The organism is Acinetobacter sp. YH12097 (assembly GCF_013419225.1).
Classification (GTDB): domain Bacteria; phylum Pseudomonadota; class Gammaproteobacteria; order Pseudomonadales; family Moraxellaceae; genus Acinetobacter; species Acinetobacter amyesii.
Genome location: NZ_VPAN01000003.1, coordinates 66,745 through 80,662, shown reverse-complemented (window position 1 = coordinate 80,662; position 13,918 = coordinate 66,745). Strand labels below are relative to the sequence as shown.

Below are 13,918 nucleotides of genomic sequence, written 5' to 3'. Positions count from 1 at the left end.
ATTACTCGCTTCATTATTTGATTCTCCTTTTTCTCTATGCAGTCATCACATTCTCCGAATGATGCTTCGCATCAGGGCAATTCTGCGCCGTTAAAACGCGCTATGAGTACTCGACATCTGGTGATGATTTCGCTTGGCGGCGCAATCGGTACTGGTTTATTTCTTGGTTCGGGTGAAGTCATTGCACAAACGGGGCCTGTAGGTGCCATTATTTCGTATTTTTTAGGCGGTATTATCGCCTATATGGTGATGCTTTGCTTAGGCGAGCTCGCTGTACATATGCCAGAATCTGGTTCATTTGGCGCTTATGCTAAACGCTATATCGGACCTGGTACGGGTTATACCATCACTTGGCTCTATTGGCTGACATGGTCAGTAACGCTAGGAACTGAATTTACCGCTGCTGCACTTTTAATGCAGGAATGGTTCCCAGACAGCTCTATGTGGATGTGGACCCTAATCTTTGGTGCTTTTGTATTCTGCTTGAATATGATTTCAACCAGATGGTTTGCTGAATCTGAATTTTGGCTAGCTTTAGTCAAAGTGATTACCGTTGTAGCCTTTATTATTTTAGGTCTATTGGCCATTTTTGGTGTTTTAGGCTATAGAGGCTATGAAGCTGCACCACTGTTTAGCAACCTCACTGCACAAGGCTGGTTCCCTGAAGGTTTGTTCCCAATCTTCGCTACAATGTTGATTGTGAACTTTGCATTCTCAGGTACTGAACTGATTGGTGTTGCTGCGGGTGAAACCAAAGATCCAGCGAAAAATGTGCCTAAAGCCATTAACACGGCGATTTTCCGCTTATTGATTTTCTTTGTGGGTACCATTGTTGTTATTACTGCACTATTACCCCATCAAGAAGCCGGCTTATCTGCCGAAGGTGTAAGTAGTTCACCTTTCGTAACGGTATTCCAGCACATTGGTATTCCTTATGCAGAAGACATTATCCGCTTTGTGATTATCACAGCGCTACTTTCTGCTGCAAACTCTGGTTTATTTGCTGCATCTCGAATGATGTGGTCATTGTCCTATAGTAAGCAATTACCTGCAGTGTTCTCTAAAGTGAACTCACGTGGTATTCCTTATGTTGCAGTAATTGTGACCATGATCGGTGGTATGCCGGGCTTACTTTCTGAGCAATTTGCACCAGAAACCATCTTCAAAAACTTGTTAGGTGTTGCGGCATTTACCATGGTGGTAGTGTGGATGAGTATTTGTTTAAGCCAATTTAACTTCCGTCGTCAGTGGTATAAAGAAGGCAAAACTGCAAAAGATTTAGCTTTTGCTGCACCACTCTTCCCAATCGTGCCGATACTCGGTTTTGTATTCTGTCTGATTACCTGTATTAGTATGGTATTTGACCCAGAAATGTTGACTGGCTTTATCTGCTGTATGATCTTCATCGTGGCATGTTATATCAGCTACTACACCTTGTATCACAACAAAGATTGATCTGCGTTGTCATACCAAACACAATAAAAGAGTAACTTCGGTTGCTCTTTTTTTATGGCTATATTTTAATAAAAGTAGAATAAAAATTGTTCCGTCGATGGGGTGCAATATGCAGATCATCTTTATCCATGGCATGAATCAACAGCAACAAACTGCACGTTCGCTCGAACAGCATTGGCTTGCACTGTTGTCTCAAGGCTTAAAGCAAAGCCATCAAGAGACTTTTTTATCGTATATACAGCACCATATGCGCATGCCTTTTTATGGGGACTTACTCACGCGTTATCATTTGCAGAATATGCTTCAAGCCAGCACCTTGACGCCTCAAACGTGGCCACATTTTCCGTTTATCCATCGTACTGAACTCCCAGAAAAATCACCAAAAGTACTTGAGCATCACGCTGTACAAAATAATCTACCTGACATCACCCTCAATGATGCTATTGGATTAAGCCAATCATTCAAATCGATCACTGCACTTGGCAAAGATCTTGCGCTACGCGATTTTGCAGTTTTAATGAATTATTTCCCAAAATTACATGCCACACTTTTGCATAAATTTTTGGTCGAAACTTATCTTTATTTATCCAATCCACATTTTATTCAGGCAGTTCACACTCGTCTGCATGAGCAATTACATCAAACGAAACCTACCCTGTTGATTGCACATTCATTAGGTAGCGTGATTGCGTATCATTTTTTACTGCTACATCCTGAACTCAACATACAGCGCTTTATCACCTTAGGCTCACCTTTGGCTTTTCGTGTCATCCAAGCCCACTTACCTCAACCTTTACAGCGATCTGATGCAATTTCAGGCGATTGGTTAAACTTTTATTCACATGATGATTTTCTCAGCGCTTTTCCGCTGAGTCAGGCACCATTTGATTTTCAACCCGCCATCATGAACCAGCAAATTCAGACATCGATTGAACACCCACACGATATTGCAGGATATTTAACACATCCAGAAGTTATTGCTACAATTTTACAAGTGTTGAAAAAATCGACATAAATAATGTATTTTTCAAACATTTTTAGCAAATTGTTTTAATTTTATGCACTCAACAACAAAAACTGAATTTATTTATAGAAAAGCGTTTGACACCCCCCGATTTTCACCCTAATATACGCCCACCTCTGAAACGTCCCTATCGTCTAGAGGCCTAGGACATCGCCCTTTCACGGCGGTAACCGGGGTTCGAATCCCCGTAGGGACGCCAATTTTCAGAAGTACATTTTATTAAGTCCCTATCGTCTAGAGGCCTAGGACATCGCCCTTTCACGGCGGTAACCGGGGTTCGAATCCCCGTAGGGACGCCATTATTTAGTCTAAAAACTTAGACTGAAATGAACGGTTTTAAAATTTGCTTTCTGTACTGTCCCTATCGTCTAGAGGCCTAGGACATCGCCCTTTCACGGCGGTAACCGGGGTTCGAATCCCCGTAGGGACGCCATATTCGAGTTGGTTTTAACCACTCATTAAAAAGCTCAAGCATTGCGACTTGGGCTTTTTTATTGCCTTAATTTCTAAATATTTCTTTTAAAAGTTTTGAATCATAAATGGCCTTAGGGGCAATCACCTGCTCATTTAGCGGAATATTTTGACCATAGCGCTGCCGCATTAGATGCTGCACTTCATTTTGTTTTAAATCAAATTGTTTCAGTTGTTGTAATGGAGAAAGTTCGATTCCTAAAGCATGCTGATAAGCTTTCCAAACAATTTCAGAACAGTAAATTGCACGGTCATCCCATTCAAAATAAATATCATAGGGTTTGCCCAAGTACTTTTCTGCATGTTGTACCAACTTCGTTTTCTGCGGCACATTTAAGGGTTGTTTGAGCCTTTTCACCACATAGTGAGCATTCTCCCCACGCGCGATCCATTGATTTAAAGCGGTATATTGCACAGGTTGAATGGCTTCAAGCACCCAGGTTTGGTTATTTTTATTTACGATCATGCCCATGTGACTATAGGGCGAATGTGTGGCCTTTTGAATGCTTAAACTTTGTTGTGACTTTGAGATATGAAAAATAATATCTCCCGTCTGAAATACGGACTGGGCATAGAGGGCAGAACTGAGCCCCGAAAGAATGACCGTTAATATTAAAATTTTAGACATTTTTATTGTAAGCAATATTGATATGAATGAAGGCAACCATAACAGGAATATATGTCGGTTGCCCTGATTCTAAAAATTCAAAGATTGATTAAGCCGACTTACGTGAATTGACTTGCCCTTTAATGACCGCGGTTAAATTGCCTTTAAGATATTTAAAAAACACTTTTAACGGCGAAAGTTTAGGATTTGGCTGTTTGCCTTCACCAATCGATTTAAACTGAGCGGCATACCAAATAATTTCCATAATCGCCATTTTATCTATCATCGGTATGCCAGTTTTAATTTTGTCCACACCGTAACGAACATCCTGACCCGCCAATAAACGATCAGCCAAATCGACTTCAACAGCGAATGGACGTGCAATACCAATAAAATCACAAGCTCCACTGTCTAGTGCAGCATTCATGCCTTGCACGGTTCTAAACCCGCCGGTAACCATTAACGCGCATTTCACTTCTTTACGGATATTGTCCGCAAAATCGAGGAAATAAGCTTCACGAGCAATGGTACTGGCTTTACGTTTTTCTGCTTTAGCACCGGCCATCGCTGGCGCTTCATAGGAACCGCCCGAGATTTCAATCATATCAATCCCTGCGGCATCGATTGCCTTAAAGACCTCAATCACATCTGTTTCGCTAATTCCGCCGCGTTGGAAATCAGCAGAATTCAGTTTGACCGAAATGATAAAATCATCTGTCGTCGCAGCACGAACTGCCTTATAGATTTCAAGCAAAAAGCGCATGCGATTTTCATTTGAACCACCCCACTGATCTTGACGTTTATTGGTCAGTGGCGACAAGAACTGACTAATTAAATAACCATGCGCACCATGCAATTGCACGCCTTCGAAGCCTGCCTTTTCACAAATGTGTGCAGCACGTGCAAAACGCTGAATGATATCTAAAATTTCATCTTCACGAAGTTCGCGCGGTGTTCCAAACGTTGTAGCTAACATCGGACTAAATGGCACAGCAGACGGTGCAACCGTTTCTTTATTTAAACCTTTAGGACATTGACGACCCGGATGTGAAAGTTGAACCAATTGCACCATGCCGTGCTTTTTCCCCAACTCAGCCCACTGTGTTAACTGCGCCAAATCACGCTCAGTTTCAGCGACCACAACCCCCGGCTCATTTTTAGCACGGAAATCCACCATGACATTACCCGTAATGGCACAGCCTAAACCACCTTTCGCCCAAGCTTCATATAATCCAAAATGTAGGTGATTGGGTTGGCCTGCGGTATTGGCCAATGCTTCACTCATTGCACCTTTGATGATGCGATTTTTAAACGTGGTATTACGAATTTTAAAGCTTTCAGCTAAATGGCTCATGACAATGTCCAAAATGAAATAATAAGTCCTGAGCATTTACTCTAATTATTATTTTCTAAAGGTCAAGGATATTTTGACAATGACACTTGTCAAAATATCCATATGTTTGATTTTAGTATTGGCTGGCTTCAATTAATTTACGGGTATAGCCCGTTTGTGGTCGCGTAAATAGATCTGCGGTGTCTTGAAACTCCATGACTTTGGCATGACGTAGTACCAACACTTTTTGACACAGGGCTTTGACCACGTGTAAATCGTGACTGATAAATAAATAACTCATATTAAATTCTTGCTGCAAACGCCGTAGCAGCTTCACGATGGCTTTTTGTGTCGTCCGATCAAGCGCCGATGTGGGTTCATCGAGAATCAGCAGTTTAGGACGTAAAACCAGCGCACGTGCCAAGGCAACTCGCTGTCGTTGCCCACCCGATAATTCATGTGGGTAACGCTGCTTAAATGAGCTGGCTAATTCGACTTTCTGCAAAGCTTCATCTATACGCTGTACAATTTCATTTGCAGATAAATGCTGTAAGGCCAGACCTTCACCAATGGTTTGCTCTACATTTAGCCGTGGATTTAAACTACTGAATGGATCTTGAAAGACGATTTGAAATTCACGACGTAGAGGTCTGAGCTGTTTTTCTGAAAGTTGATTGATAGCGTATTGATTTAAAATAATTTCGCCATCACTTTCTAAGAGCCGAGCAATAGCCAGTGCTAAAGAGCTTTTGCCTGAACCACTCTCTCCAACAATACCGATCGACTCACCTTCAGCTACTGTTAAATCCAAAGCTTCTACCGCAACGACATAATTTTTGATGCGGTTCAATAAGCCTTGTTTGACTGGGAACTTCACTCCTAACTGGCGTAATTCTAAAAGTGTCTGCGTTTGCGAAACATCTATTGCTACACCAAAATCATGATCTAATAAATTTTTGGTATACGCCTGCTTCGGTTGCTCAAAAATTTCCTGAACACCACCTTGCTCCACCACTTGCCCACGATTCATCACAATCACATGTTCTGCATAGCGCTTGACCAAATTCAGGTCATGGCTAATTAATATCATCGCCATATTACGCTGCTGTTGTAGCGACTTTAATAAATTTAAGATTTGCGCTTGCAAAGTGACATCTAAAGCCGTGGTTGGCTCATCAGCGATTAAAATATCAGGATCTAAGGCCAATGCCATGGCAATCATGACACGTTGACGCTGCCCGCCTGATAACTCATGTGGATAGCGCCTTAACTTATCTTCAGCATCAGGAATACCAACATCATTTAATAATTCTATAACCCGCTGCCGAGTTTTTGCCTTCGACCATCCCTGTAACAACAGTGACTCACCAACAATCTTTTCAACCCGATGTAAGGGATTTAAAGCTGTCATCGGCTCTTGAAAAATCATTGCAATTTTCTGTCCACGAATGTTTCGGTGCTGTTCAGGACTCAGTCCAAGAATATTCTGTCCACTCAGGCTGACGCTGCCTGTGACCTGCAGATCACTCGACAACAAACCGAGTATAGCTAGGCTGCTAATCGATTTACCTGAGCCGCTTTCTCCAACAATCGCTATCGTTTCACCTGCATGCAATTTAAAATTTAGATCATCAACCAAGACCTGTGCTGCATGTGAAATATGTAAATGTTCCACCTCTAACACGATGGGAGGTACATTAACTTGATGATTATTGACGTCTAGGATCGAATGCATCACGTGTCGCCTCCCCAATGTAGATCAATAAAGACAGCACGATCGCTAAGGTAAAGAATCCCGATAAGGCAAGCCATGGTGCATTCAGATTGTTTTTCCCTTGAAGCAATAACTCACCTAAGGATGCTGCATCAGGCGGTAAGCCATACCCTAAGAAATCCAAGGCTGTCAGTGCTGTAATATTTGCCGTAAGCATGAAAGGTAGCTGTGAAAGACTGGAACTCATCGCATTTGGTAAGATATGCCGAAACATAATGGTGCTATCTGTAACACCAAGACTCCGTGCTGCACGTACATAGTCAAAATTACGAGCCCGTAAAAACTCTGCACGAACCAAGCCGACTAAAGTGGGCCAGCCAAACAACAGCATAATGACAAAGAGCCAATACACACTCGGCGTAAACATACTGACTAAAATCATCACCATGAATAGCATCGGTAGTCCGCCCCAGACTTCTAAAATCCGTTGACCAATGAGGTCTATCCACCCACCATAATAGCCCTGTATCGCCCCAACGATGATGCCCAATATGGCTGAAGCAAAAGTTAATGCAAAACCAAACAGGAGCGACACACGTAATCCATATAAAATACGTGCGAGCACATCACGCCCTTGGTCATCGGTACCGAGCCAATTTTGTGCAGTTGGTGCAGATGGTACGGGCACAGCCAGTTCTAAATTCGGTGTTTGATAGGAAAATTTAATCAGTGGCCAAACCGCCCAGCCTTTATCTTCTATCAGTTGCTGAACAACAGGATCTTTATAATCTGCCTCAGTTTCAAATACCCCACCGAAAGCGGTTTCTGGATAACTTTTCAATACGGGCACATATAAAGAATCATCGTATTTAACCAAGAGCGGTTTATCATTGGCAATAAACTCGACAGCTAGGGACAACATAAAAATCAAGGCAAAACTGATAAAGCATGTAAAGCCTAATTTATTGTCTTTAAAACGTTGAAAACGTGCTTGCATGATCGGAGACATTATTTTGCCCCCTGCGAATCAAAATTAATTCGCAGATCAATCATTTGATACATGACATCACTGATTAATCTTAAGATCAGCCCCATCAAGGTAAAAATAAACAAGGTGCCAAAAATGACTGGATAATCGCGCTGTACGATGGCTTCAAACCCCAACAATCCCAGACCATCTAAATTGAAAATAATTTCAATAAATAGATTTCCCACAAAGAAGATCCCAATCAATGCTTCTGGCAGACCAGCAATGACAATGAGCATTGCATTACGAAATACATGCCCATACAGCACACGTGATTCGGTCAAACCTTTAGAACGAGCAGCAAGAACATATTGCTTATTCAACTCTTCCATAAAAGAGTATTTGGTCAGATAAGTTAAGCCTGCAAAACCACCAATTACCATAGCAAACAAAGGCAACGCCATATGCCAAAAATAATCTGCAATTTTGCCAAATACACTTAACTCAGCGAAATTCTCTGAAACTAAACCTTGCAGAGGAAACCACTGAAAATATGAACCACCTGCAAAAAAGACAATGAGTAAAATGGCAAAGGCAAAAGCAGGAATGGCGTAGCCGATAGCCAATAAAATAGACGTACTTTTATCAAATAACAGACCATGTTGACGGGCTTTTTTAATGCCTAATGGAATAGACACCATATAGATCAGCAAGGTACTCCATAAGCCAAGGGATAAGGATACAGGCAGCTTTTCCCAAAGCAGCTGAGTCACAGGCTTATCTTTAAAGAAACTTGTACCAAAATCTAGCGTTACATAGCCCTTTAACATGAGCCAAAAACGTTCGAATAATGGTTTATCGAAACCATATTGCGCTTCGATTTTTGCCACCATTTCTTCACTGAGGCCTTTAGCACCTTGGTATTTACTGCCTGTCGTCGCAGTTTCACCACCATCTGTGTTTCCCATACCTTGAAAGGACTCAGCTTGCTGTATGGCTTGTTCAACAGGTCCTCCCGGTGCAATCTGAATCACGACAAAGTTAATCAGTAAAATGAAAAACAATGTTGGAATAATCAGGAGCAATCTTTTTAAAATATATGTGCCCATGTTGCTTTAACATTCCTAGTCATTCAGGTGTATTTATTGCTGCCGTAGATATTGTGTTATTTGCTTGGCTTGAGCTACATCACTCCACCAATAGTCAATCCCTACAGAAAGTTTAGGTTTGACATAAGGTTGCTTATACATATGCCAATAGGCAAACCAGTTTTCACTTTGCCCAAACATTGGGATTTGATAATAACCCGCTCTAAGCAGGCGGTCTAAAACACGCGTACGAACAATCAATTCCTCCCGATTTGGAGCATTGATCACCTGTTGAATGAGCTTATCGATCACAGGATTTTTTATCCCAGCATAATTATAATTACCCACTTGATCGGCTGCTTGACTGCCCCAAAGTTGAGCTTGCTCACCCGCTGGAGTGAGCGATTGAGGCATTTCATCCACGATCATATCAAAGTCAATATTTCGCATACGCTCGGTGTATTGCGGTCCATCGACTTGCCGTAATAACACCTGAATACCTAAACGTTTCAAATTTCGTATAAATGGCATTAAGGTTCGCTGCAAATCTTGTTGCTGAATCAAAAGTTCAAATTTCACAGGCTGAGATTTTGCATCCACCAATCTGCCGTCTTGATAACGATAACCCGCATTCAATAACAGTTGGCGTGCATGCAGAAGGTTTTTTCGATTAAATCCACTGCCATCAGAAACAGGATATTGCCAATTGGATAAAACCCCCTGTCGTTGAATAGGATCAAGTTGCGATAACATCGGTTTTAAAATATCCAACTCTTGGATAGAGGGTTTTCCCTTTGCTTCTAACACACTATTACTAAAATAACTCTGTAAACGCTGATACTGCCCATAAAACAACGCTCTATTTTGCCATTCAAAATCATAAGCAAAAGTTAAAGCTTGCCGAAAGCGAATATCACTAAATGGCGCACGACGGGTATTAAATACGAGACTTTTTGTGGGAATCGGTCGTTCATGTTTAAAGCGATATTTGACAATTTTACCGTCTTTAAAAGCAGGAAAATTGTACGCTCCCACCCAATTACGTGCGGTCTTTTCCTCATATAACGTAAATTGACCCGCTTTAAAGCCTTCAAAGGCGATGTCTGGGCTGCGGTAATATACATATTTCAGATGGTTAAAATTATACCGACCATGATTGACAGCTAATTTCTGCCCCCAATAGTCTGGATTGCGCTTATAGCGAATACTCCTACCTGCATCGATCGTCTCAATCGTGTAAGGGCCTGAGCCTAATATGGGCTGCAATGTAATTTGAGTAAAATCTTTTTTTGCCCAATCTTTTTTGGAATAAATCGGCATTTGCGCCAAAATCATGGGCATATCAGTATTATGACCAGATTTAAAACTCATCCTCACCTGATATTTAGATAAAACATCTGTTTTGTCCAAATCCGCTAAGTACATTTGTAGACCGGGATTTGATTTAGTTTGAAAGGTATCAAAACTAAATTTAACGTCTTCAGCAGTGAGTTCGGAACCATCACTAAACCGTGCTTTTGGGTTTAAATGAAAAATAACAAAATTAGTTTTTTTGGGGTCAAATGTCACCTTTTCGGCAAGCAACGGATACATCACACCCGGCTCATCTAAAGATGAACTCATCAAACTATCAAATAGATAATTGATACCTTCAACAGAACGCCCTTTTCCATTCATGCTGTTTAAATTATCAAAACTCCCAATACTCGAAGTCGTGATATAGCCCCCTTTAGTGGCAAAAGGATTGGCATAGGGCATTGCCTGTAATTGATGATATTGAGGGCTACTATGTATGGCAAGAAAAGGCGTGGTCTGCAATGCAGCCCACGCCCCTGTTGAAAGTATGCTCAAGGTCATACCAAACACGTAACGCGAAGTTGAAGCAGAATACATTCAACTTAACTCCTTAATGTTTGGACTCAGTTCGGTACTTTTATCACTTCACCAATACGTAACTGAGCAGACGGTTGCATATCATTCATTTCAGCGAGTTTTGATGTATCTAGTCCATAACGACTTGCCAAACCAATCAGCGTATCCCCGCGTTTAATACGGTATTCACTGATGGTTTTAGGAACTTGTAAATTTTGACCAACACGAAGCCCAGCACGCGGGTTCAAGTTATTTAACTCAGCCAATGCTGCCACAGTTAAGCCTGTCCGACTAGCAATCGAATTTAAAGACTCGCCTGATTTCACGGTATACCTTTCAGTATTTGTTGGTTTCACATTGCTCGTAGAGGATTTAGCTTCCGTTTTTTTTGTTTCAGTTGCTTTACTAGCTACATCAGCAGGTAGTTCACCATCTACTTTTAAACGCTGCCCTACACGAATCGCACTATTGGTATTTAGGCCATTTAATTCAGCTAAATAACGTAATTGAAGATGATATTTCTTCGCAATCACACCCAATGTTTCACCTGATTTCACCACATGAATATCGGTCGCATCAACGGAATTCGTTCGTGTATTGGTTTTGCTTTCAATTTTGGTCGCCTCAGCTTTGGTTTCTACTTTAACCGGTGCGACATCACCTGTTAATTTTAATTTCTGCCCAACGCGTAGACCAGAACTACGCTCTATACCATTTAAATTTGCGACATAGTCCATGCCTAAATCATAGCGACTAGCAATGCCTGTCAGTGTATCGCCAGACTGCACCACATATGTATCCGGAACAGTTGAACTTGCAGGAACTTTAATGCTTTGCCCAGCCATCAGCCCACTATTTACCGACATATCATTTAGACTCGCCAATTCTGACAAACTGATTTTTGACCGCGTCGCAATACTGTAAAGCGTATCACCACGCTGCACTTTATAGCTTTCAACTTTATACGCAGGATCAACTTTGACATTTTCAATGCGATTCACGACTTTGCTTTCGAGCTTCTCAACTTCTGCTACAGCTTGTAATGGCACATTAATTTTTTGCCCCACCATCAAGCTACTGCCAGCCGTTAAACCAGTTGTTAAATCTGCCAACTCTTGATTTGACAGCGCATAACGATCTGCAATGAGTTTTAGATATTCACCACGTTTTACCGTGTAGGATTTGGTTTGAACTTTTGCAGGTTTTTCGACAACTTGAGCGGCTTTCTTATCAGCTTCCAATTTTGCTTTAGATGCAGGCGTTTCTTTTAGGGATAATTTCTGTCCAACATATAAACCACTCGTGGTGGTTAAACCATTGTAGTCGGCGAGTTGCTTCGTACTTAAACCAAATTGACTCGCAACAGCTGTAAGACTGTCATTTGCTTTCACCACATAGCTATCTGCGATAGGCTTAGCTTTCGATTCTTCATTATTTTGCACAATCGGTTTCGCATCATATAAATAGATGGTCGTACCGACATACAAGGTCGAATCTGGCGAAATTTGGTTCCAAGCTGCAATATCACGCCAATTCACGCCATTTTTCATCGCGATCAACGCTAATGTGTCGCCCGCCAAAACTGTATAAGTACTGCGTTTACCTTTAGGTGGTACAACTACAATTTCAGAATCTGTACGAATGACATTTTTACCTTGGTTGCGTTTGGCTTCTTCGGAATCTGCACCTGTATTTTCAGCCACGCTTTTCGGGTAAGAGAACCCTTTCGTCAGTTCTTTACCTTGTTGGTCTGCAATTGACTGACTGGTCTGAATCGCAGTCAACTTAATCTTGCCATCATAAGGATCGACAATTTCAGTGCCTTTCGGCGCAATAGCTTTAATTTCCTGAACGACTTCTTCTTGTTCTGCTTTAGTCGCTACTGGTTTTAATACCTCATCTATTGTTTTGGTCTCACCTTCAGCTTTAATAGCCGCCATGATTTGCTCACGCTCATTTGCGCTGAGTGGTGGCTCGACAGACACGGCTTTCACAGGCGTCGAAGGTGTTACAGCGACTGGAATACGCGGCGCACTTGGAATATCACTATTCGATGCAAATGCAGCCAAAGCAGATGATCCTATTGGCGTTTTGCCTTTCGTTCCTGATGGAACACTCGGCGTTACCGTTGTAGCGACTACAGGTGGTTTGGCAGAAGCTGTCACTGTCGGCTGTGTTTTAAGCGTAGGTGGCGTCACTTTAGCGGGCTGAATAGTTTTACTATTTAATTCCGGCGGAGTAACACGTGACGGTGTTATTTCAACATTATTTTTTGGTAAGTTATAAGTTGAATTACTTGCCCAATAACCTGATGAACCACCTGATTGTAATTTTTTCAAACGTGCATCAACTGATGGACTCACATCCGCAGGAATTAAAATCCGCATTGGGCTGCTGCTATCAATCACATCGCCACGATGACCAGGGTTTAGTGCATAGAGTTCTGCACGGCTTAAACCGGTAATAGATGCAATTTCATTTAAATTTGCAGGCCCTACAGCCACTTCACGAAAGTGTGGACGGTTGGCAATTGGCGGCAAACTTACGCCATAGGCACTTGGATTTTTAATAATTTGAGCAACAGCCAAGAAACGTGGAACATAGTTCATGGTTTCTTGTGGCAATTTTAGCGACCAATAATCGGTTGGCAAACCTGCTGCACGGTTACGGTTAATCGCCTGTTGAATACGCCCCGGCCCTGCATTATATGCAGCCAAAGCCAATTCCCACGAACCGAACTGGTTATGTAGCGCACCTAAAAACTCATAAGCTGCACGCGTTGATTCCACTACGTCACGACGACCATCATACATTGAGGTTTGTTTTAAGCCGTAAATACGTCCAGTACTTGGAATAAATTGCCATAAGCCCGCTGCGGCTGCACTTGAGGTTGCTGCTGGGTCATAAGAACTTTCAATCACTGGTAATAACGCCAACTCAGTCGGCAAACCACGACGTTCTGCTTCTTTAACCGTGTGATATAAATAACGGGACGCACGCGCACTTAAACGATCAATATATGGTTGACGTGAAATAAACCAACCACGCTGCGCTTCAATTCGCGTATCCCAGTGGTTCAAATCCATTTTGAAACCCACAGTCATACGCTTCCATACATCACCATGCTTAAGTACTAAAAGGCGATCGCCTTCTACGGCACGCATGTCTGTTGCAGAAAGTAAATCTTCGAGTGAATCTAAACTATTGGCATCGAGAAAGTTTGAGCCAACTTGTTTACTTGCTGAGTTCTGCTTAGTCGTTTGCGATGAAGAACAGCCCGTCAGACCAAGAGCTGCGAGCGCAGAACCCAAGACTGTAAATTTAAAAATTTGTGGTAACGTAGGCTGCCAGACAGTCGCAGTTGATTTATACATAAAAAAATCCAGA

9 protein-coding genes and 3 tRNA genes are annotated in these 13,918 nt (G+C 41.9%); 5 read left to right on the top strand and 7 right to left on the bottom strand.

Annotated elements, in window-relative coordinates; all coding sequences use genetic code 11:
* Window positions 1-36: 36 nt before the first annotated feature.
* From FTU37_RS02880 to FTU37_RS02860, 5 genes are all read left to right on the top strand, one after another.
* The gene (locus FTU37_RS02880) at window positions 37-1,455 is read left to right on the top strand and encodes an amino acid permease (RefSeq protein WP_180026816.1); all 1,419 of its coding nucleotides are present in this window, start codon (window positions 37-39) and stop codon (window positions 1,453-1,455) included.
* Between the two features lie 109 nt (window positions 1,456-1,564).
* Window positions 1,565-2,470, top strand: coding sequence for an alpha/beta hydrolase (locus tag FTU37_RS02875; protein ID WP_180026817.1), 906 nt, complete (start codon window positions 1,565-1,567; stop codon window positions 2,468-2,470).
* A 132-nt stretch (window positions 2,471-2,602) separates the two neighbouring features.
* Window positions 2,603-2,678: transfer RNA gene (locus FTU37_RS02870), tRNA-Glu, on the top strand.
* A 24-nt stretch (window positions 2,679-2,702) separates the two neighbouring features.
* Window positions 2,703-2,778: transfer RNA gene (locus FTU37_RS02865), tRNA-Glu, on the top strand.
* Between the two features lie 58 nt (window positions 2,779-2,836).
* Window positions 2,837-2,912: transfer RNA gene (locus FTU37_RS02860), tRNA-Glu, on the top strand.
* Window positions 2,913-2,978: 66 nt separating this feature from the next.
* Here FTU37_RS02860 and FTU37_RS02855 read toward each other — a convergent pair.
* From FTU37_RS02855 to FTU37_RS02825, 7 genes are all read right to left on the bottom strand, one after another.
* Window positions 2,979-3,578: a YiiX family permuted papain-like enzyme gene (locus FTU37_RS02855; protein ID WP_180026818.1), complete on the bottom strand. Its 600-nt coding sequence runs from the start codon at window positions 3,576-3,578 to the stop codon at window positions 2,979-2,981.
* An 88-nt stretch (window positions 3,579-3,666) separates the two neighbouring features.
* Window positions 3,667-4,911, bottom strand: coding sequence for an NADH:flavin oxidoreductase/NADH oxidase family protein (locus FTU37_RS02850; protein ID WP_180026819.1), 1,245 nt, complete (start codon window positions 4,909-4,911; stop codon window positions 3,667-3,669).
* A 112-nt stretch (window positions 4,912-5,023) separates the two neighbouring features.
* Entirely contained in the window at window positions 5,024-6,625 is a 1,602-nt protein-coding gene (locus FTU37_RS02845; RefSeq protein WP_180123776.1) for an ABC transporter ATP-binding protein, read from the bottom strand.
* Window positions 6,600-7,613, bottom strand: coding sequence for an ABC transporter permease (locus FTU37_RS02840; RefSeq protein ID WP_180123768.1), 1,014 nt, complete (start codon window positions 7,611-7,613; stop codon window positions 6,600-6,602). The genes FTU37_RS02845 and FTU37_RS02840 overlap by 26 nt, the downstream gene beginning before the upstream one ends.
* Window positions 7,613-8,680 (bottom strand): microcin C ABC transporter permease YejB, encoded by a 1,068-nt coding sequence (locus FTU37_RS02835; RefSeq protein WP_180123767.1) that lies wholly within the window; start codon window positions 8,678-8,680, stop codon window positions 7,613-7,615. The genes FTU37_RS02840 and FTU37_RS02835 overlap by 1 nt, the downstream gene beginning before the upstream one ends.
* 33 nt (window positions 8,681-8,713) lie before the next feature.
* Window positions 8,714-10,516, bottom strand: a complete 1,803-nt coding sequence (locus FTU37_RS02830; protein ID WP_257225222.1) for an extracellular solute-binding protein — start codon at window positions 10,514-10,516, stop codon at window positions 8,714-8,716.
* 62 nt (window positions 10,517-10,578) lie between these two features.
* Window positions 10,579-13,905, bottom strand: coding sequence for a LysM peptidoglycan-binding domain-containing protein (locus FTU37_RS02825; protein WP_180123765.1), 3,327 nt, complete (start codon window positions 13,903-13,905; stop codon window positions 10,579-10,581).
* Between the last annotated feature and the right edge of the window lie 13 nt (window positions 13,906-13,918).

Coding starts and splice junctions, on each gene's coding strand:
- FTU37_RS02840 (WP_180123768.1), bottom strand. CDS start 7,613: ATGTCTCCGATCATGCAAGCACGTTTTCAACGTTTTAAAGACAATAAA.
- FTU37_RS02830 (WP_257225222.1), bottom strand. CDS start 10,516: ATGACCTTGAGCATACTTTCAACAGGGGCGTGGGCTGCATTGCAGACC.
- FTU37_RS02850 (WP_180026819.1), bottom strand. CDS start 4,911: ATGAGCCATTTAGCTGAAAGCTTTAAAATTCGTAATACCACGTTTAAA.
- FTU37_RS02855 (WP_180026818.1), bottom strand. CDS start 3,578: ATGTCTAAAATTTTAATATTAACGGTCATTCTTTCGGGGCTCAGTTCT.
- FTU37_RS02875 (WP_180026817.1), top strand. CDS start 1,565: ATGCAGATCATCTTTATCCATGGCATGAATCAACAGCAACAAACTGCA.
- FTU37_RS02880 (WP_180026816.1), top strand. CDS start 37: ATGCAGTCATCACATTCTCCGAATGATGCTTCGCATCAGGGCAATTCT.
- FTU37_RS02835 (WP_180123767.1), bottom strand. CDS start 8,680: ATGGGCACATATATTTTAAAAAGATTGCTCCTGATTATTCCAACATTG.
- FTU37_RS02825 (WP_180123765.1), bottom strand. CDS start 13,905: ATGTATAAATCAACTGCGACTGTCTGGCAGCCTACGTTACCACAAATT.
- FTU37_RS02845 (WP_180123776.1), bottom strand. CDS start 6,625: ATGCATTCGATCCTAGACGTCAATAATCATCAAGTTAATGTACCTCCC.